Source organism: Jiella marina (assembly GCF_024359545.1).
Classification (GTDB): domain Bacteria; phylum Pseudomonadota; class Alphaproteobacteria; order Rhizobiales; family Rhizobiaceae; genus Jiella.
On sequence record NZ_JAKQZG010000008.1, the window covers coordinates 103,756 to 120,527 of the forward strand.

General features: G+C 63.5%; 19 protein-coding genes. 10 read left to right on the top strand and 9 right to left on the bottom strand.

The genetic code is table 11. The features are described from left to right. Nucleotides 1–8: 8 nt before the first annotated feature. The gene (locus MF134_RS14725) at nucleotides 9–1,094 is read right to left on the bottom strand and encodes a cation:proton antiporter (RefSeq protein WP_369695428.1); all 1,086 of its coding nucleotides are present in this window, start codon (nucleotides 1,092–1,094) and stop codon (nucleotides 9–11) included. 111 nt (nucleotides 1,095–1,205) lie between these two features. Further along, nucleotides 1,206–1,706 carry a DNA starvation/stationary phase protection protein Dps gene (gene dps, locus MF134_RS14730; RefSeq protein WP_255340224.1) on the bottom strand — a complete coding sequence of 167 codons (501 nt, stop codon included), beginning with the start codon at nucleotides 1,704–1,706 and terminating at the stop codon, nucleotides 1,206–1,208. Nucleotides 1,707–2,026: 320 nt separating this feature from the next. On the opposite strand from dps, the gene MF134_RS14735 reads away from it, so the two are divergent. Then, on the top strand, nucleotides 2,027–2,701 hold the full coding sequence (locus MF134_RS14735; protein WP_255340225.1) for an SDR family oxidoreductase: 675 nt from the start codon (nucleotides 2,027–2,029) through the stop codon (nucleotides 2,699–2,701). Between the two features lie 63 nt (nucleotides 2,702–2,764). On the opposite strand, the gene MF134_RS14740 is transcribed toward MF134_RS14735, so the two are convergent. The 7 genes from MF134_RS14740 to aceA form a co-directional block, all read right to left on the bottom strand. Continuing rightward, nucleotides 2,765–3,214: a DUF302 domain-containing protein gene (locus tag MF134_RS14740; RefSeq protein WP_255340226.1), complete on the bottom strand. Its 450-nt coding sequence runs from the start codon at nucleotides 3,212–3,214 to the stop codon at nucleotides 2,765–2,767. A gap of 41 nt (nucleotides 3,215–3,255) precedes the next feature. Beyond that, nucleotides 3,256–3,876: a peptide-methionine (S)-S-oxide reductase MsrA gene (msrA, locus tag MF134_RS14745; protein ID WP_255340227.1), complete on the bottom strand. Its 621-nt coding sequence runs from the start codon at nucleotides 3,874–3,876 to the stop codon at nucleotides 3,256–3,258. 158 nt (nucleotides 3,877–4,034) lie between these two features. Continuing rightward, the gene (locus MF134_RS14750) at nucleotides 4,035–4,466 is read right to left on the bottom strand and encodes a GlcG/HbpS family heme-binding protein (RefSeq protein ID WP_255340337.1); all 432 of its coding nucleotides are present in this window, start codon (nucleotides 4,464–4,466) and stop codon (nucleotides 4,035–4,037) included. Between the two features lie 140 nt (nucleotides 4,467–4,606). Then, nucleotides 4,607–6,115 (bottom strand): SH3 domain-containing protein, encoded by a 1,509-nt coding sequence (locus MF134_RS14755; protein WP_255340228.1) that lies wholly within the window; start codon nucleotides 6,113–6,115, stop codon nucleotides 4,607–4,609. Further along, complete coding sequence (locus MF134_RS14760) at nucleotides 6,112–6,627, bottom strand: cupin domain-containing protein (RefSeq protein ID WP_255340229.1); 516 nt, start codon at nucleotides 6,625–6,627, stop codon at nucleotides 6,112–6,114. Before MF134_RS14760 ends, MF134_RS14755 begins: the two co-directional genes overlap by 4 nt. A 242-nt stretch (nucleotides 6,628–6,869) precedes the next feature. Then, nucleotides 6,870–7,130: an SMc00767 family acetate metabolism repressor gene (locus MF134_RS14765; RefSeq protein ID WP_255340230.1), complete on the bottom strand. Its 261-nt coding sequence runs from the start codon at nucleotides 7,128–7,130 to the stop codon at nucleotides 6,870–6,872. A gap of 175 nt (nucleotides 7,131–7,305) precedes the next feature. Next, nucleotides 7,306–8,613, bottom strand: coding sequence for an isocitrate lyase (aceA, locus tag MF134_RS14770; protein ID WP_255340231.1), 1,308 nt, complete (start codon nucleotides 8,611–8,613; stop codon nucleotides 7,306–7,308). Nucleotides 8,614–9,053: 440 nt separating this feature from the next. Between aceA and MF134_RS14775 the strand changes: the two genes are divergently transcribed. The 9 genes from MF134_RS14775 to MF134_RS14815 all read left to right on the top strand — a co-directional run bounded on the left by MF134_RS14775 (nucleotide 9,054) and on the right by MF134_RS14815 (nucleotide 16,770). Continuing rightward, complete coding sequence (locus tag MF134_RS14775; protein ID WP_255340232.1) at nucleotides 9,054–9,191, top strand: hypothetical protein; 138 nt, start codon at nucleotides 9,054–9,056, stop codon at nucleotides 9,189–9,191. Between the two features lie 85 nt (nucleotides 9,192–9,276). Further along, nucleotides 9,277–10,698 (top strand): helix-turn-helix domain-containing protein, encoded by a 1,422-nt coding sequence (locus MF134_RS14780; protein WP_255340233.1) that lies wholly within the window; start codon nucleotides 9,277–9,279, stop codon nucleotides 10,696–10,698. A gap of 139 nt (nucleotides 10,699–10,837) precedes the next feature. After that, nucleotides 10,838–11,638, top strand: a complete 801-nt coding sequence (locus MF134_RS14785; protein ID WP_255340234.1) for an aspartyl/asparaginyl beta-hydroxylase domain-containing protein — start codon at nucleotides 10,838–10,840, stop codon at nucleotides 11,636–11,638. A 12-nt stretch (nucleotides 11,639–11,650) separates the two neighbouring features. Then, on the top strand, nucleotides 11,651–11,875 hold the full coding sequence (locus MF134_RS14790; protein WP_255340235.1) for a hypothetical protein: 225 nt from the start codon (nucleotides 11,651–11,653) through the stop codon (nucleotides 11,873–11,875). 72 nt (nucleotides 11,876–11,947) lie between these two features. Then, complete coding sequence (locus MF134_RS14795) at nucleotides 11,948–12,472, top strand: GNAT family N-acetyltransferase (protein ID WP_255340236.1); 525 nt, start codon at nucleotides 11,948–11,950, stop codon at nucleotides 12,470–12,472. A 131-nt stretch (nucleotides 12,473–12,603) separates the two neighbouring features. Then, nucleotides 12,604–13,704: a polyamine ABC transporter substrate-binding protein gene (locus MF134_RS14800; RefSeq protein ID WP_457590005.1), complete on the top strand. Its 1,101-nt coding sequence runs from the start codon at nucleotides 12,604–12,606 to the stop codon at nucleotides 13,702–13,704. A gap of 86 nt (nucleotides 13,705–13,790) precedes the next feature. Continuing rightward, nucleotides 13,791–14,927: an ABC transporter ATP-binding protein gene (locus tag MF134_RS14805; RefSeq protein ID WP_255340338.1), complete on the top strand. Its 1,137-nt coding sequence runs from the start codon at nucleotides 13,791–13,793 to the stop codon at nucleotides 14,925–14,927. Nucleotides 14,928–15,076: 149 nt separating this feature from the next. Further along, a complete protein-coding gene (locus MF134_RS14810) occupies nucleotides 15,077–15,955 on the top strand; it encodes an ABC transporter permease (protein ID WP_255340339.1) in 879 nt (292 codons plus the stop codon). Then, nucleotides 15,952–16,770 carry an ABC transporter permease gene (locus tag MF134_RS14815; RefSeq protein ID WP_255340238.1) on the top strand — a complete coding sequence of 273 codons (819 nt, stop codon included), beginning with the start codon at nucleotides 15,952–15,954 and terminating at the stop codon, nucleotides 16,768–16,770. The genes MF134_RS14810 and MF134_RS14815 overlap by 4 nt, the downstream gene beginning before the upstream one ends. Nucleotides 16,771–16,772: the final 2 nt, after the last annotated feature.

A 16,772-nucleotide genomic window follows, 5' to 3' on the forward strand; every position in this document is an offset into this window, starting at 1 on the left:
GCCCCAGGTCAGGACGGCGACGATGCCCGGGAAAAGCGCTCGCGCAGCCGCACGATCTGGAAGGGGAGATAGACCGCGAAGAACCGGCCGGTGAGCACCAGCGGAATCGCCAGCGCGGCCAGCGCCCCCGTCTGCCAGTTGAAGTCGACCACCAGGAGTTCAAGCCCGATCAGCATGAACAAGATGGCGTTGAGGATGTCGTCGATCAGCGTCCAGAAGCCGTGCAGATAGCGCTGGGTGAGATCGCTCATCGCATAGGCGACGCCGCGATCGCCGATCAGGAGACCGGCGACGACCACTGCAATCGGCCCCGAGAGGCCCATCTGATGCGCTGCGGCATAGGTGCCCATGACGAGGGCGATCGAGATCATCACCTCGACCGGGTAATCGTCGATCTTCAGCATCATCCAATAGGCGACATAGCCCGTAATGGCGCCGAAGATCGCGCCGCCGAAGGCCTCGACAGCGAAGTGCTCCATCGCCAGCGAGAAAGTCAGATGCTCGCCGGCGGAGCCCGTGGCGAGGCCGACCAGAATGGTGAAGACCACGACGCCGACGCCATCGTTGAAGAGCGATTCCCCGGCCATGTCGATCTCGAGCCGCTTCGGCACGCCGGTCATGTTCTTTAGCGTCGCGAGCACGGCGACGGGGTCCGTCGGCGAGATCAAGGCACCGAAGACGAGGGCCCAGGTGAAGCTGATCGGCACCCCGACCCATTGGGCGAGATAGTAAAAGCCTGTCGCGCAGATCCCCGTCGAGATCAGGACGCCCAATGTCGCCATCAGCCCCACCGAAAGGGCGCGTGATTTCAAGGCATCCCAGTCGACGTGAAGGGCACCCGCAAAGAGCAGGAAGCCCAGCATCCCTTCCATCAGCGTTTCGTTGAAGTCGATGCCGACGACCGTCTCGCGAACCGTTGCTGGAAAATCGAGCCGCGGAAACGCCCAGGACAGCGCCATCAGGCAGAGCGACGTCACGAGCGCGAGGATGAGCAGGCCGGCATTGCTGGGAAGGTCGAGATAGCGCTTGTTGAAATAGCCGAAGAGCGCGGCGAGGACGAGGAGCAGCGCGGCCAGATCGAAGAGTGTCAGCATGAGCGGCTCTGATCCCGGGAACGGACAAGAAAAAGGGCGGCGCTGGCGCCGCCCTCGTCAACATCATGGAATGCCGTTGAAGGCCAGACCTATCCGCCTCGCGGGCGAAGGTCAGGCCTGGAAATGGCTCTCCAGGAAGTAGATCGACTTGTCGAGACCACGGCCGACCTCGGTCAGAAGGTCCTCGGTCAGGTCGTCGCCGGCCTCGGAGGCCTCGTCGATGCCCTTTTCGACCGCCGCGCTCCACTTGGCATAGGAGTCCGTCAGCCGCTTGAGGTGGTCCTCGGACTTGACGAGGTCGAGCGGATAGGGGTCGAGAACGGTGTTCTCCGTGGCGGCCTGCACGGTGCCATGGGCCTGGCCGCCGAGAGCGGTCAGCCGCTCGGCGATGTCGTCGACATAGGCTTCGGTGACTTCGTGCAACTCGTCGAAGAGCTTGTGAACCGCGATGAAGTTCATGCCCTTCACGTTCCAGTGCGCCTGCTTGGTCTGGTAGGTGATGTCGACCGCGGTGGCGAGATGGGTCTGCAGAAGCTCGACCATCGAGCCGCGAATGTTCTCCGAAATCGGGTTCTTGGTCGGGTGAAGCTTGGTCTTTGTGGACTTGGCCATGATCGTCTCCTTCGATGTCTGGAAGTCGGGTGCCCGGAAATCGCGTCGGGCGCCGCGATCTATCGGGGACGGAAATCGTCGAGAGGCGTCGGAGTTCCGAAACGCACTGTCATCCGCGTCAACTGGTCCCGGACGTCTGAAGGGTCGGTCTCCCGGCGGTTGCGGTGCCGCGGCGTTGTTCCAGTTACAGCCGCAAGATCGATAAGGTTTGCACGTCAACGGGTTGACCGCGTCCGGCCTCGGACCCGGCATCGACAAGACCGGCGCCAAGCGGGGCTGCAGGCCTTTCAGAGAGAAATTTGCTTGAACGGGAAACGATCATGAAGACGATGTTCATCACCGGTGCGTCGAGCGGCATCGGCGCGGCGACCGCAAAGCGGGCGGTGGAGGCCGGCTACAATGTTGCGCTGGCCGCACGCTCCAAGGACAAGCTCGACGGTCTCGTCGAGGAACTCGGCACCGAGCAGGCCCTAGCAGTTTCATGCGACGTGACGGACTTCGCCTCGCAGCAGCAGGCCGCCAAGGCGGCAATGGAGCGCTTCGGCTCGATCGACGTGGCCTTCGCCAATGCCGGTGTCGGTGCGTCCGGCTCGGGAACCGCCGGCGGCAAGCCGGAGGAATGGGACAAGATGGTCCGCACCAATGTCCTCGGCGTCATCTATACGGTGAAGGCGACCCACGAGGCGGTCATCGCCGCCAGGGGCCATTTCCTCATCACCAGTTCGGGAGCCGGGCGGAAGATCATTCCCGGCTCCGTCTATGGCGCGACCAAATGGGCGATGTCGGGCTATGGCGCCAATCTGCGCGAGGAGATGCGGGACAAGGGCGTGAAGGTCACGCTGATCGAGCCCGGCATGGTGAATACGCCCTTCTTCGACGATCCGAAGCCAGACGCCATGGCTGCCGACGACGTCGCCCGGGCGGTCATCTATGCCATCTCGCAGCCCGAAAACGTGCTGGCCGGGGAGATCTGGGTCGAGCCGCTCAATCGGTAGGCCATCCGAAATGGGGCCGGTCTGCTTGCCGGTCCCATAGATGGTCCAAGACGGGGCCGGCGGTTATTCGGCGACCGCCGCGTCGGTCAGCTTGCCGAGCGCATTGACCATGGTGCTGATCGACTGGGATTTAGCGTCGAGGCCGTAGCGATCCGCCAGTTCCTGCGGCTGGAGATAGCCGATTTGGGTCACGCCGTTCTCTTCCCAGATCAGAACCTTCTGGGGCAGGTCGAGGGCGATGCGGCGGTTCTCCTGCATCAGGGGCGTGCCGATCTTCGGATTGCCGAAGATCACGAGCGTGGTCGGCGGCAGGTCGAGATCGGCCGAAGCCGCATTGGCCTGATGATCGACCACTGCCATCACCCTGGCGCCGGCCTTCTTGATCGCGCCGGTCAGCGCGTCGACGGTCTCGGCGACGGAATGGGGGCTCTCCTTGGTCTGCCACTCGGCCGCCAGGGCCGGGCCGGCAATCATCGCAATGACCGCCGTCGCTGCGAGCATCATCCGTCTCATGCTGCTTCCTCCCTGCCCGGCAAACCGCCTAACGTCCAGCCTCAGCCCATGTGCTCCTTGATGCCCATGAAGGCCTTGTCGCCCCAGACCTCGCGGATCGTGGCGTCGCGGCGGCAGCCGGTGCGATAGTACTTATATTTCAGCGGGTTCTTCTGGTAGTAATCCTGGTGGTAGCCCTCGGCTTCCCAGAAGGTCGGTGCCATCGAAACGGGGGTCGCAACCTCGCCGAGATCCTGCTTGACCTCGGCCTTGGTGGCCTCGGCCTTCTGCAGTTGCTCGTCATCCGTCGCGAAGATCGCGGTTGTGTAAGAGTGGCCGCGATCGCAGAACTGGCCGCCGGCATCGGTCGGGTCGATCGAATGCCAGAACACCTCCAGAAGCTTGTCATAGGTGACCTTGGACGGATCGTAGGTGATCCGCACGGCCTCCACATGGCCGGGATGGTTGCGGTAGGTCGGGTTCTCGTTCTCGCCGCTGATATAGCCCGAGACGGTCTCCATGACGCCGTTCACATGGTCGAAATCGCTTTCCACGCACCAGAAACAGCCGCCGGCGAAGATCGCCGTCTCGGTCTCCTGCGCCATGGTCGAGCCGGCGGTGCCGGCAAAGCCCAGTCCCATGAGTGTGGCGCTGGCAAGCGCGATGGCCGATCTGCGGTTCATTCCCGTCTCCTCGATCTTACTGGATCATCTTGGCCGACGACCCCCGCCCCGATAGAGAGGCAGGGTCCGACGGTTCTCAAGAGAGATTTCGCTCACAAGGCCGCGAATGTTTCACCGGGCCGCGATCAAATCGCGCGTGATCGGCAACGCGGCCGAGATCATCCGCCGTCGGCCGCAAAGCCTGCCGCCTTGATGCCGGCGATGGCCGCGGCCTCGTCATTGTCGGAGGTGTCGCCGGTGACGCCGACCGCTCCGAGAATTGCCCCGCCTTCGCCGCGCACGAGGACACCGCCGGGAACCGGGACGAGCACGCCCTTGGCCAGCGCGTTCATCGCCTGGATGAAATAGGCCTGCTCTTCCGCCCGCTTGTGGAGCGCGCGCGAGCCCATGCCGAGACCGATGGCGCCGTTGGCCTTGCCGATGGCGATATCGGGACGCATGCGCGAGGAGCCGTCGGAACGCTCCAGCGCGATCAGCGCGCCGCCAGAGTCGAGCACGGCGACGGTCAGCGGCTTGAACCCTTTGGTCACGCCGGCCTTCAGCGTCTCGGCGACGATGATGCGGGCTTTTTCAAGTGTCAGCATGGCGATCTCCCTCTTGTTTCGCCGCGGGAGATAGGGGGCTGAGGCGCGCTGTCATCGCGGACCGCGATCGGCGCTGGCGTTTATGCGAGGTCAATTGCGCGGCTCCAACGGGCCGGTCGGCTAAAGTGATCCGCCACCAGTCCCGGCTACTCCCCCTGATCAAGGCCGAACCGGGTCCAGCGATTGGCGAAACGCTCCTTGTGGCCGCCGATAAATCGCGCCGAGACCCAGCCGTCCGACCCGGGACGCTTGATCCGATACCAGACGCCCTGGTCGTCCGCGGTGACCTTGCAGCCGGTCACCTCGACTTGGCTTCCCGCCGTAAGGCTCGTCACGATCCGGCCCTCGCGACCAGGGGCGTCGCGCAGATTGACGTTGCGCTTGATCGTCGGGCGGTTGTCCGCGGAAAACGTCCCCGGCAGAAGCTCGCCGTCGCGGCAGGAATAGGCCTCGGCCAGGAAATGATTGCTCACCGTGTCGACGCCCCTGGCTTGTGCGGGGCACATCTGGCTCGGAAAAGCGTCCTTGAACTCTTGGCAGCCATCATTGTCCCGCCAGACGGAGATGCCGATCTCAGCGCTCTCACCAACGCGGACCTGACAGGAGAAGCCTTCGCAGGTGGCAGTGAAGGCGCGGCTGCCGCCATTCATCAGCTCGGAAAGGAGCGGTGAGCCGGTACCATTCTGCGATCCCACGGGTTCGAGGCGGAAATCGCAGAAATCGTCTTCCCACGTGGCGAGTTTTGAAGGGCCGGCCGTCAGCGTCAGATTGCAGAGATGCCCGACCGTCGAAGTATCGAGGCCGGCGGCTCCGATTTCAGTGACGTCCGATCCTTTGGCGACAGGGGTAAAGCCCATCCGCCAGGTCTCGAGGTCGCCGCGCAGCATGTAGAAATCGGACGGCGTGCGGTAGCGCAGCGTGCGCTGGAGGAGTTCCGGTGGATTGGCCTCGTTGGCCAGAAGCCCGACCATCGCCGCCGCCACATCGTAACCGAGATCGAGCATTTCCAGGCCGCTCACCGCCTCGGTATCCGTACCGGAAGCGAAATACGGCATGTGAAAGCCGAGCTCCGCCCCCTTCTCGACGAAGCGGATATCGGTGGTCGGGTGAGCGCGATCGCGCGAGTCGGCAAAGAGAACGGCGCAGGCCGAAAGGCAGCGGTCTTCGGAAAGGATGATCAGACCGGCGATGCGGGGATCATTCCCCTCGATGTCGTTCAACAGGACTTTAGACAGGCGGAAGGCTTCGCCGAAATTGCCGCCGGGACTGTTAAGGGAAAGAACCACATAGTAGGTCAGGTCGGGATACTGATCCGGCGGCGCCTGGAGGATCGCGGCCAGCTTATCGGCGTCGCCGGGCTCGATCGGGCCTTCGAGCCGGATCACCGTCGGCCCCGGCGAATACGGGCTTTCGAGCTTCAGCGCCAATTCGCTGAAGTTCTCCGGATTGCGCTGTCGCAGCAGATCCGCGCCGACCGGCGAGCGCGGCGGGAAGAGCCGCTTCAGCCCCGTCACGCGGTCGGACAGATCCGGTCGGATCGTGATCTCCGCCGCCATCGAAGCGCCCGCCAAGGCGACGAGGAGGGCGAGCGCCAGGACGAGGATCGCTGCTGCAAGGCCCGAACGCGCGGACTTTGGTGTCGTCAGAGCGATCATCGATAGGGCCGCCCGTCCTTGTGGGAGAAGCGCCATCCGCCGGCTTCCGCATCATAGGCTGCGGTGAGATCGTCGGCCGGATAGGAGCCCTCATCACCGGGCGTCCGGTCCCCCATTTCCAGATAGGTGGCGTCTTCGTCGGTGCGGTTGACGAGTTGGTGGGCAAGGCCCGCAGCGGGAAACCCGGCACACATTCCGGGCGCAAGCTCGATTTCGCCCTCGTCGGTCACGAGCGTCGGCCGACCGGCGATGATGTAGACGAACTCGTCCTGCTTCGAATGGCGATGGAGAAGCGCGGATTGGCCCCCGGGCTTGAGCGTCGTCAGATTGACCCCGAAATTCCTGAGCCCGAAGAGATCGCCCAAGGGACGTTTGACCCGGTTCGCCATGCGGCTGAAGAAGGGTTCCGGGTAGTTGGAGGGCTTCAGTCTGGGAGCGGCTTCCGAAGCGAGGATCGCCATGGGGCGTTCGCTCTGCGCTGACTCCGCCTGTGGCGTTTCCGGCCGGTCCATTTACGCTCCCTCCGTCGCACGCAACCGCGGAGCAGCCGGCCGATTGCCGACAGGAGCGCTTGACGCCTCAGCCGCTCACGCCGTGTGCGACAGTCGACGATTTTCATGACGTAAAGTCAATCGCTGCGCCGCGGCGTGGCCCGGAAGCGGCGGTTTCCATGGACGGCCACAATGTGCTGAAGGCGAAAGGACGGGCGGAGCCGCGCGGCCCCGCCCGTCCTTGTCGAAAATCAGACTGAAGCTCAGGCCTCGCCCTTCAGAACCACCGGGATCAGAAGGTCGCCCCAATTGCCGTTGCCGCCATGGTGGCGGGCCGAACGGACGAGTTCGACCGAAACGCCGGCCTCCACAGCCTTCATGACGGATTGGTTGAGGCGATGGAGATCGTTGGCGAGCATGCGGATCGCGGTCTGCTGGGCGTCGTCCATGGCGGAGGACTGCTCCTCGGCGCGTTCCTTGACGCGGGTGCGGGGACGATCGTGCTCGTTGGCGACTGCACTCATGATGTTTCTCCCTTGATTGCCGGCCATTCGGCGGCTGGGGTGAGACTTTGCCGATCCTCGGGGCTGTTAGTGCCTCGGGACGTGGTGGCGGGGACCGGGCCCAGTCTCCCAAGCATCGCCCGGTCCCTGGCGAAGGCCCCGGCAGGCAGGCCCCTCGCGCGACTTGTCGATCGCCTTACTCGGCGGCGACGTGCAGGGGGGCGTCCTTCTTGAACTGGTCGCTCTCGGTCGACTCGCCCATGGCGGTGGTCGACGACAGACCGCCGGTAATCGCCATGGAGACCGCATCGAAATAGCCGGTGCCGACCTCGCGCTGGTGGCGCGTTGCGGTGAAGCCCTGATCCTCCGCCGCGAACTCGGCCTGCTGCAACTCCGAGTAAGCCGCCATCTGCCGCTCGTTATAGCCCTTGGCGAGGGTGAACATGCCGTAGTTCAGCTGGTGGAAGCCGGCGAGCGTGATGAACTGGAACTTGTAGCCCATCGCACCGAGTTCGCGCTGGAACTTGGCGATCGTCGCGTCGTCGAGGTTCTTCTTCCAGTTGAAGGACGGCGAGCAATTGTAGGCGAGAAGCTGGTTCGGGTGCTCCTTGCGCACAGCCTCGGCGAAGCGCTTGGCCTGTTCGAGGTCGGGCTTGGAGGTCTCGCACCAGATCAGGTCCGAATAGGGCGCATAGGCGATCGCGCGGGCGATGCAGGGCTCAAGACCGTTCTTCACCCGGTAGAAGCCTTCCGGCGTGCGGCCGGCGTCATAGTCGACGAAGGGCTGGTCGCGCTCGTCGATGTCGGATGTGAGAAGCTTCGCCGCTTCCGCGTCCGTCCGGCAGATCACCAGCGAGGGCGTGCCCATCACGTCGGCGGCGAGGCGGGCCGCCGAAAGGTTGCGGATATGCGCCTGGGTCGGGATCAGCACCTTGCCGCCGAGATGGCCGCACTTCTTTTCAGAAGCGAGCTGGTCCTCGAAGTGAACGCCTGCGGCACCCGCCTCGATATAGGCTTTCATCAGTTCGAAGGCGTTGAGCGGGCCGCCGAAGCCGGCCTCGGCATCCGCCACGATGGGGGCGAACCAGGTGTCGACCGACAGGCCCTTGCCTTCCGCCGTCTCGATCTGGTCGGCGCGCTGGAGCGTGCGGTTGATGCGCCGGCAAAGCTCCGGACCCGCATTGGCCGGGTAGAGCGACTGGTCCGGATACATCGCCGAGGCGGTGTTGGAATCCGCCGCGACCTGCCAGCCCGAAAGATAGATCGCCTTCAGCCCGGCGCGCACCTGCTGCATGGCCTGGTTGCCGGTCATGGCGCCCAGCGAATTGACGAAGTCTTCGGAGTGGATGAGCTGCCACAGGCGGTTCGCGCCGTTTTCGGCGAGCGTGTACTTGATCTGCACCGAACCGCGAAGGCGCTGCACATCTTCGACGGAATAGGAACGCTCGATATTGTCGTAACGACCTTCCGGCGCGGAGGGAACGAGATTGTAAAAATCGGTCATGGCACTGTCTCCGGTCTGTGACCCCCAGGAAGCGCGGACACCGTCGATCTTCGACGATCTGCCCGTGCTGCTGTCCAAACAACTGCCATTCATCGTCGAAAAGGCGAAGGGAGAGGGAAGGAATGCGAGTGGGAATTCGGGTCGGCTTGTGTTGCCTTTGACAGTTGCGGCTTGTAAGTTTGTCACAAATGTAAATGCGCTTGGGCTGCCAAGAGGCATTTCGAACGCGTAATCGTCGGTTCTGCGGGCCAGTTTGCCGGGCGCCGGCGCAAGACAATCGAAACGGATTTCGCGGGTGTTTTGCGAATCATTCAGGATGTCGACGAAAAACCCCTCGCCCTGTGACCTAAATCCCTCTGGCTGTTTGCGAAATCGCAATCGCTCGATGGCAGTCTGGCACTTCCACTGGAAAGGCAATCGGTCTTTTCATCGAGGGTGTCATGTCGGAACAAAAGATCAGGGCAGTCGCCAAGGCGATCATCGAATTCTTCTGGCCCAGCTATCGGCCAGAGCAGCACTACATGCGCGGCCCGGGACCAGCCTGCGCACGCAAGGCGGGCAGGATCGCCGCGGCCTGAGGGGCGCATTCGAAAACCTGCGAAGCCCTGCCTGCACGGAGGTCGAGAACGCTGTCGGTAGCGCTTGGCCGAGGGGCGCCCGCTGATGGCCGACAACAAGATCTTCGCCGGCCCCCGCATCCGCCGCATCCGCAACGGACTTGGCCTGACACAGACGGCGATGGCCGAGGAACTCGGCATCTCGCCCTCCTATCTCAACCTCATCGAGCGCAACCAGCGCCCCCTGACGGTGCAGCTTCTTCTCAAGCTGTCCGAGACCTATCAGGTCGATCTTGCCGACCTGCAGGCCGGGCGCCAGGAGGGCGCCTTTACCGAATTGAAGGGGATCTTCTCCGACCCGCTTTTGGCCGGCGAACTGCCGGGTGACCAGGAGTTGGTGGAGATCGCCGACGCAGCCCCGAATGCCGCGGCCGGGATCGCCAAGCTCTACCGGGCCTATCGCGAACAGCAGACGCGTCTCTCCGATCTGTCCCAACTCCTGGCGCGCGAAGGCCGCACGGCCGGGCCGACGGACACCCGCCTGCCGATCGACGAAGTGCATGAAGTGTTCGAGACCCGCCCGAACTTCTTCGCCGCCCTCGAGACGGAGGCGGAGGCGCTTCACGCCGAACTGCAGGCGGGCGACGACCTCTTCGGGTCGCTGCGTGCCTGGCTGCGCCGCAAGCATGACGTCTCGGTCCGGGTTCTGCCGCTCCAGACCATGCCGCTCTGGCGCCGCCGCTTCGACCGGCATTCGCGCCGGCTGTTTCTCTCCGAACGGCTGACCGTGGCCGACCGCGTCCGCGAGACGGCGATGGAAATCTGCCAGCTCGCCTTCGGCGATGTCATCGAGACGGAGAATGCGAGCTTCTCCTTTTCCAGCGACGAGGCGCGGCGGCTCGCCCGATTCGAACTCCTGCGCTACAGCGCCCATGCGCTGATGATGCCGTACGGCGCCTTTCAGTCGGCCGCCGAACGCTGCGCCTATGACATCGACGTCCTCAAAGGGCGCTTCCAGGTCTCCTTCGAGCAGGCGGCGAACCGACTGACGATGCTGCAGCGCCAAGGGGCGCCGGGGGTGCCCTTCTTCATGCTGGAGGTGGACAATGCCGGAAACCGCTTTCGCCGGGCCGGCGCACGGGGCTTCCCGGTCCAGCGCTTCGGCGGCGGTTGTCCGAAGCTGCCGATCCATGCCGCCTTCGCCCAGCCCGGTCAGATTCTGGTCGAGGCCGCGCAGATGCCGGACGGGGCCGAGTTCCTCCTGGTGGCCCGCACGCTCGAAGGGCTGCAGGGCGGTTTCGAGGAGCGGCCGCGGCGCACCGCCATCCTCGTCGGCTGCGATATCGGCTTCAAGGACGAGACCGTCTATGGCCGCCATCTCGGCGAAAAGCCGGTGATCGGCAAGATCGGTCCGGCGTGCCGGCTTTGCGAACGCCAGGGCTGCCTCGCCCGGGCCGAGCCGCCACTGACCCGCCCTCTCGGCCTCGACGAGATGGTCACCGGCCTGTCGGCGTTTGACTTCCAGTGAGGTCGGGTCCACATCCGCCCCGACAGCCGATCAGAAGGGCCGTTTCCCTGTCACCAAACCTTCATGAATGGTCCGGTGGCAACCAGGAGGTCGGCACATGAGCCTCTTCGATCAGGCGATGGCATAAAACGACGAAGTGATGACAATGGATAAGCCCGTCAGCGAACAGAAACTGAAAACCGAAGGCCTTGAAGACACGCTGACGCGAGAGGGCTTCATGGCGCGCACCGTGCAGAAGCTGGTGGACGGAGCCGAGGCCCTGAACCTCAAGCATTCGGCCGTCGGCAACCCGCCGGTCTTTCCCACCGATGACTTTCCCTGGGCCCGCGAGATCGAGGCGGAATGGCATCTGATCCGCGAAGAACTCGACAAGGTTCTGGTGCGCAAGGGCGACCTGCCGGCCTTTCACGAGATCTCCGCCGAAGTGCGTTCGATCTCTTCCGACAAGGACTGGAAGACCTTTTTCCTCTGCGGCTACGGTATCAAGTCGGACCATGCGATCGCCCAGTGTCCCGAGACCTGGCGGATCCTGCAGAAGATCCCGGGTCTGAAATCGGCAATGTTCTCGATCTTCGAGCCGGGCAAGCATCTGCCGCCCCATCGCGGGCCCTATAACGGCGTCCTGCGCTTCCACCTCGGCCTGATCGTGCCCGACGAGCCCGACAAGATCGGCATCCGCGTCGACGACCAGCTCTGCCATTGGGAAGAGGGCAAGGCGCTGATCTTCGACGACGCCTATGAGCACGAAGCCTGGAACCATTCCGACAAGGTGCGGGTCGTGCTCTTCGTCGATTTCGAGAAGCCGACGAAATTCCCGGCGAACCTGACCAACAAGGCGGTCTTGAACATGGCGGTGTTCACGCCGTTCATCCGCGAGGGTTACAAGGCCCACAAGGCTTGGGAAAAGCTCTTCTACGGCGAGGGCACCAAGCACCGGTGACCGCGAAGGCTCATGACCGAGGCTGAGAAGGAGCGGATCAAGCTCACCGCGAGTTTTCTCAACATCATCGCGGCGGGTACCGTAGTCACCGGTGGCGTTGCACCGCTGGTCGGGGCTGTTTTCGGCACATCGTCCGTTGGCCTCGGGGTGGCGCTCGTCTCGTGGGCGATTTGTCTTGGCGGCGGGATTTGCCTACATTTCGCTGGTCGATTCTTTCTGAGGAGGCTCGACCAATGACGGGCTATGAGATCTTCGCATTCATCATTGCGCCGACCGGCATGTTCTTGAGCGCTCTGGCCGTTGCCTGGTATGCTTGGCACCATCCCTGATCTGTCGAACTCGCCTCCATCCTGGCGGGGCATGGGTCCCGCCGACATTCCCGATATCATCCGGCTTGCCGATCGCGTCCATCCCGACCTTCCCGAAAGCCGCTCCGTCTTCGAAGAGCGGCTGGCGCTCTACCCCGCTGGCTGCCTCGTTCTCGAAGCCTCAGGCCAGATCGCCGGCTACACGCTCGCCCACCCGATCCGGTATCCGCACCCGCCCAAGCTCGACACGCTGATCGGTGCGATCGTGCCCGACAGCGACGCTTTCTACATCCATGACGTCGTGGTCGCGCCCGAGTGGCGAGGAGGTGGTCGTGCTGATGCGGCAATCCGCCGCCTTCTCACGCTGGCCATGGACTATCCGAAGACCTGTCTCGTCTCCGTCTACGGCACCATGCCGTTCTGGCGCCGCTATGGTTTTGCCGAGTGTGGCGAGGCTTTGCCGGCTGGCACACTCGACGGCTATGGCGCTGACGCCCGCTGGATGCTTCGGGTGTCGACCAATTGAGCATTCGCAGATTTTGTCGTTTATCGAGGCAGTTGCGGCTAGGAATCGGGTGGCCAAACCACTTATGGTCCGAATCCGGCCAGCGGCACGGCCGAGATCGCGATGATGATAGACCGGAAACAGGGGTGGTTCTGGCAATGAAGAATTTACTTGCGCGGATCGGCGTTTTCGCCGCGCTTCTTGCGGCCGGCGGGGCGTCGGCTCAGGACAGGGTCGTCAACGTCTACAACTGGTCGGACTATATCGACGAGTCGATTCTCGCCGATTTTACCAAGGAAACCGGTATCGAGGTCGTCTACGACGTGTTCGATTCCAACGAACTCCTGGAGACCAAGCTTCTGACCGGCGGCACGGGCTATGACATCGTCGTCCCGACAGGCAGCTTCCTTGCCCGTCAGATCAATGCCGGCGTCTTCCAGAAACTCGACAAGTCGAAGCTGCCGAACCTGGACAACATGGATCCGGAAATCATGGATCGCCTCGCGACCTACGATCCGGGCAATGAATACGCCATCAACTACATGTGGGGCACGACCGGGCTCGGCCTTAATGTCAAGGAAGTCAAGGAAAGGCTGGGTGACAGCCAGCCCCTGGACACGTGGGATCTGCTGTTCGATCCCGAACTCGCACAAAAGCTGTCCGACTGCGGAATCTATGTCCTCGATACGGCGGACGAGGTGGTGCCGGCAGCCCTCATCTATCTCGGTCTCGACCCGAATTCCGACGATCCGGACGACCTCGAAAAGGTCAAGGAGCTTCTGATGAAGGTCCGGCCCTATATCCGCAAGTTCCACTCGTCGGAGTATATCGAAGCGCTCGCGAATGGTGACATCTGCATGGCGCACGGTTGGTCTGGCGACATCCTCCAGGCGCGCGACCGCGCTGAGGAGGCGGGGCAGGGCGTTGAAATTCGCTACGTCATTCCGAAGGAAGGCGCCGTGATCTGGGTCGACAACATGGCGATTCCGGCCGATGCCCAGCATCCGGATGCCGCGCACGAATTTATGAACTATTTGATGCGTCCGGAGGTCGTCGCCAAAGCGACGAATTTCGTCAATTATGCCAGCGGGAATGCGGCCGCGAAGGAATTCGTCGACGACGAGATCCTGAATGACCCGGGTGTCTACCCGCCGGAACAGACGCAGAAGCGGCTGACGGCAATCCTGCCGAAAGGACCCCGGGAGCAACGGCTGCAGACCCGCGTGTGGACGAGCATCGTGACGGGGCAGTAGCCACCGCCAGAGCCAAGAAGGGGGAGCATGCAGTTCGATACGATTGCCGCGGCCGGCCATTCCCGGCCGCGACTTCCATGGCTCCGATGAAGTCGCTCGGCAGTATCCGCCGCGACTTCGCGCCATGGTCCGACAGGGATGCCAAACCCTACATCCTCTTCGATGGCGTGACCAAGCAGTTCGGTGAGTTCAAGGCCGTCGACGACCTCACTCTGACGATCTACGAGGGCGAATTCTTCGCACTGCTCGGCGCGTCGGGCTGTGGGAAATCCACGCTCCTGCGCATGCTGGCCGGCTTTGAGGCCCCCTCGCGCGGCAACATCGTCATCGACGGTGAGGATCTGGCCGGCACGCCGCCCTATCGGCGGCCGGTCAACATGATGTTCCAGAGCTACGCGCTGTTTCCCCATATGAGCGTCGAGAAGAACGTTGCCTTCGGCCTCAGACAGGAACGGATGCCCCGCGATCAGATCGCCGAGCGCGTCGATCAGGTGCTCAGGCTCGTGAAGCTCGAGAACTATGCGAGCCGCCGGCCCGATCAGCTTTCCGGCGGCCAGCGCCAGCGCGTGGCGCTGGCCCGTTCGCTGGCGAAACGGCCGAAGGTCTTGCTTCTCGACGAGCCCCTCGGCGCACTCGACAAGAAGCTGCGCGAGGAGACCCAGTTCGAACTCGCCGATCTCCAGCACCAGCTCGGCACGACCTTCATCATGGTCACTCACGACCAGGAAGAGGCCATGACCATGGCCGACCGCATCGCGGTCATGGACCAGGGCAAGATCGTGCAGGTGGCCACTCCCGAGGAGATCTACGAGGCGCCGAATTCGCGCTTCGTGGCCGATTTCGTCGGCAATGTGAATGTCCTCGAAGCAAAGGTCCTGCGAGCCGAGGGCGGCCGCATGTCGCTGGAGGCTGCGGCCGGTTTCACCATCGAGACCGTGAACGCTGTCGATGCCAGTCCGGGGCAGACAGTGTTTTACGCGCTCAGGCCGGAGAAGCTGCGGATTTCGGGCGAGCCGCTCACGGGTTCCAACGTCGTGGCGGGCGAAGTCTGGGACATTGCCTATTTCGGCCATGTCACCTCGTTTCGCATCAAGCTCGACAGCGGCGAGATCATGAAGGTCGCGATGATCAACGCCACGCGGGTCAGCCCCCTGCAGCTCACCTGGCACGACCGGGCTTGGCTGCAGTTCGACGACGATGCCGGGCTGGTCTTGACGCGATGAGACGGCTGAAGCCAATCTCGCCTTTCATTCCGTAAGGGAAGAACGTGGATCGAAAGAGCCGGACCGAGGATATGGCCGAGGACGTCGGGACCAGGAATGCCGCGGCCGGCTCAGGCGATCCGGAGGTGCTTTCGTCGCGCCGGACCCGCATGAAGTTCCGCGGCCGCGCCGTGATCATCCCCCCTTACGTCTGGCTCCTCGCCTTCTTCCTGCTGCCGTTTCTGATCGTCTTCAAGATCTCGCTTTCCGAGGTCGTCGTGGCGATGCCGCCTTACCGGCCGACCTTCGGCGATCCGTCGGAATGGTGGGGTGCGCTCAGGCAACTGACGATCGACAATTATCTCTGGATCGCCAGCGACGAACTCTACATCAACTCCTATGTCGAAAGCCTCTGGATCGCAGGCATCTCGACCGTTATCACGCTCCTGATCGCCTATCCGCTGGCCTATGGCATGGCGCGGGCGCCCGCCGGTCTCAGGCCGACGCTGTTGATGCTCGTCATCCTGCCGTTCTGGACGAGCTTCCTGATCCGCGTCTATGCCTGGATCGGCATCCTCAAGCCGGAAGGACTGCTGAACCAGCTCCTGATCGCCATCGGTCTGATCGACGAGCCGCTGCTCATCATCAACACCCATTGGGCGATCTTCATCGGCATCACCTATTCCTACCTCCCTTTCATGACGCTGCCGATCTATGCCAGCCTCGACCGCATGGATCACAGCCTGATCGAAGCGGCCGCCGATCTCGGCTGCCCGCCGCTGAAGGCGTTCTGGACGATCACCCTGCCGCTGTCGCTGCCCGGCGTCGTCGCCGGCTGTTTCCTGGTGTTCATTCCGGCTGTGGGCGAATTCGTCATTCCCGATCTCCTCGGCGGCTCGCGCACGCTGATGATCGGCAAGACGGTGTGGCTGGAGTTCTTTACCAATCGCGACTGGCCCGTGGCCTCGGCGGTCGCGGTTGTCCTCGTGGCGATCCTCGTGCTACCGATCGTCATCTTCCAGCGCTATCAGGCGAGGGCGGGCGGATGAATTGGCGGCTTTCCCGGTTCAACGTCGTCGCGCTGGTCTTCGGCTTTTCCTTCCTCTATTTGCCGATCCTGCTCCTCGTCATCTATTCCTTCAACGCTTCGCGGCTGGTGACGGTCTGGGCTGGATTCTCGACGGTCTGGTACCGCGAACTGTGGAACAATGCCGGGCTGCTCGACGCCGCCTGGGTGACGCTGAGGGTGGGCGTGATTTCAGCCGCCGTCGCGACCATTCTCGGCACCATGGCGGCGCTGGCCCTGTCGCGCTATGGCCGGTTCCGGGGCCGCACGCTGATGACCGGCATGGTCTTTGCCCCTCTTGTCATGCCCGAAGTGATCACCGGCCTGTCGCTGCTTCTGCTCTTCGTGGCGATCGATCTCGACCGCGGCTTTCTGACGATCACGCTCGCCCACATCACCTTCACCATGTGCTTCGTCACGGTGGTGGTGCAGTCCCGGCTCCTCTCCTTCGACCGCTCTCTGGAAGAGGCGGCTATGGATCTGGGCGCGACGCCTTTCGTCACCTTCTTCCGGGTCACGCTGCCGCTAATCTGGCCAGCGGTCGCGGCGGGCTGGATGCTGGCCTTCACGCTGTCGCTTGACGATCTCGTCATCGCCTCCTTCACGACAGGGCCCGGCGCGACGACCCTGCCAATGAAGATCTACAGCCAGGTGCGGCTGGGGGTGACGCCGGAGATCAACGCCGTCTGCACGATCCTGATCGCGATCGTCGCGACCGGTGTCATCGTCGCGACGCTGATCAACAAACGACGCGACGTGCGACGGATCCGCGACGAACAGATGGCGGCCGGGCGCTGACG

Coding starts and splice junctions, on each gene's coding strand:
- MF134_RS14805 (WP_255340338.1), top strand. CDS start 13,791: ATGAAGTCGCTCGGCAGTATCCGCCGCGACTTCGCGCCATGGTCCGAC.
- aceA (WP_255340231.1), bottom strand. CDS start 8,613: ATGACCGATTTTTACAATCTCGTTCCCTCCGCGCCGGAAGGTCGTTAC.
- msrA (WP_255340227.1), bottom strand. CDS start 3,876: ATGAACCGCAGATCGGCCATCGCGCTTGCCAGCGCCACACTCATGGGA.
- MF134_RS14740 (WP_255340226.1), bottom strand. CDS start 3,214: ATGAGACGGATGATGCTCGCAGCGACGGCGGTCATTGCGATGATTGCC.
- MF134_RS14810 (WP_255340339.1), top strand. CDS start 15,077: ATGAAGTTCCGCGGCCGCGCCGTGATCATCCCCCCTTACGTCTGGCTC.
- MF134_RS14795 (WP_255340236.1), top strand. CDS start 11,948: ATGCTTGGCACCATCCCTGATCTGTCGAACTCGCCTCCATCCTGGCGG.
- MF134_RS14790 (WP_255340235.1), top strand. CDS start 11,651: ATGACCGAGGCTGAGAAGGAGCGGATCAAGCTCACCGCGAGTTTTCTC.
- MF134_RS14780 (WP_255340233.1), top strand. CDS start 9,277: ATGGCCGACAACAAGATCTTCGCCGGCCCCCGCATCCGCCGCATCCGC.
- dps (WP_255340224.1), bottom strand. CDS start 1,706: ATGGCCAAGTCCACAAAGACCAAGCTTCACCCGACCAAGAACCCGATT.
- MF134_RS14775 (WP_255340232.1), top strand. CDS start 9,054: ATGTCGGAACAAAAGATCAGGGCAGTCGCCAAGGCGATCATCGAATTC.
- MF134_RS14755 (WP_255340228.1), bottom strand. CDS start 6,115: ATGATCGCTCTGACGACACCAAAGTCCGCGCGTTCGGGCCTTGCAGCA.
- MF134_RS14760 (WP_255340229.1), bottom strand. CDS start 6,627: ATGGACCGGCCGGAAACGCCACAGGCGGAGTCAGCGCAGAGCGAACGC.
- MF134_RS14765 (WP_255340230.1), bottom strand. CDS start 7,130: ATGAGTGCAGTCGCCAACGAGCACGATCGTCCCCGCACCCGCGTCAAG.
- MF134_RS14785 (WP_255340234.1), top strand. CDS start 10,838: ATGACAATGGATAAGCCCGTCAGCGAACAGAAACTGAAAACCGAAGGC.
- MF134_RS14815 (WP_255340238.1), top strand. CDS start 15,952: ATGAATTGGCGGCTTTCCCGGTTCAACGTCGTCGCGCTGGTCTTCGGC.
- MF134_RS14725 (WP_369695428.1), bottom strand. CDS start 1,094: ATGCTGACACTCTTCGATCTGGCCGCGCTGCTCCTCGTCCTCGCCGCG.
- MF134_RS14735 (WP_255340225.1), top strand. CDS start 2,027: ATGAAGACGATGTTCATCACCGGTGCGTCGAGCGGCATCGGCGCGGCG.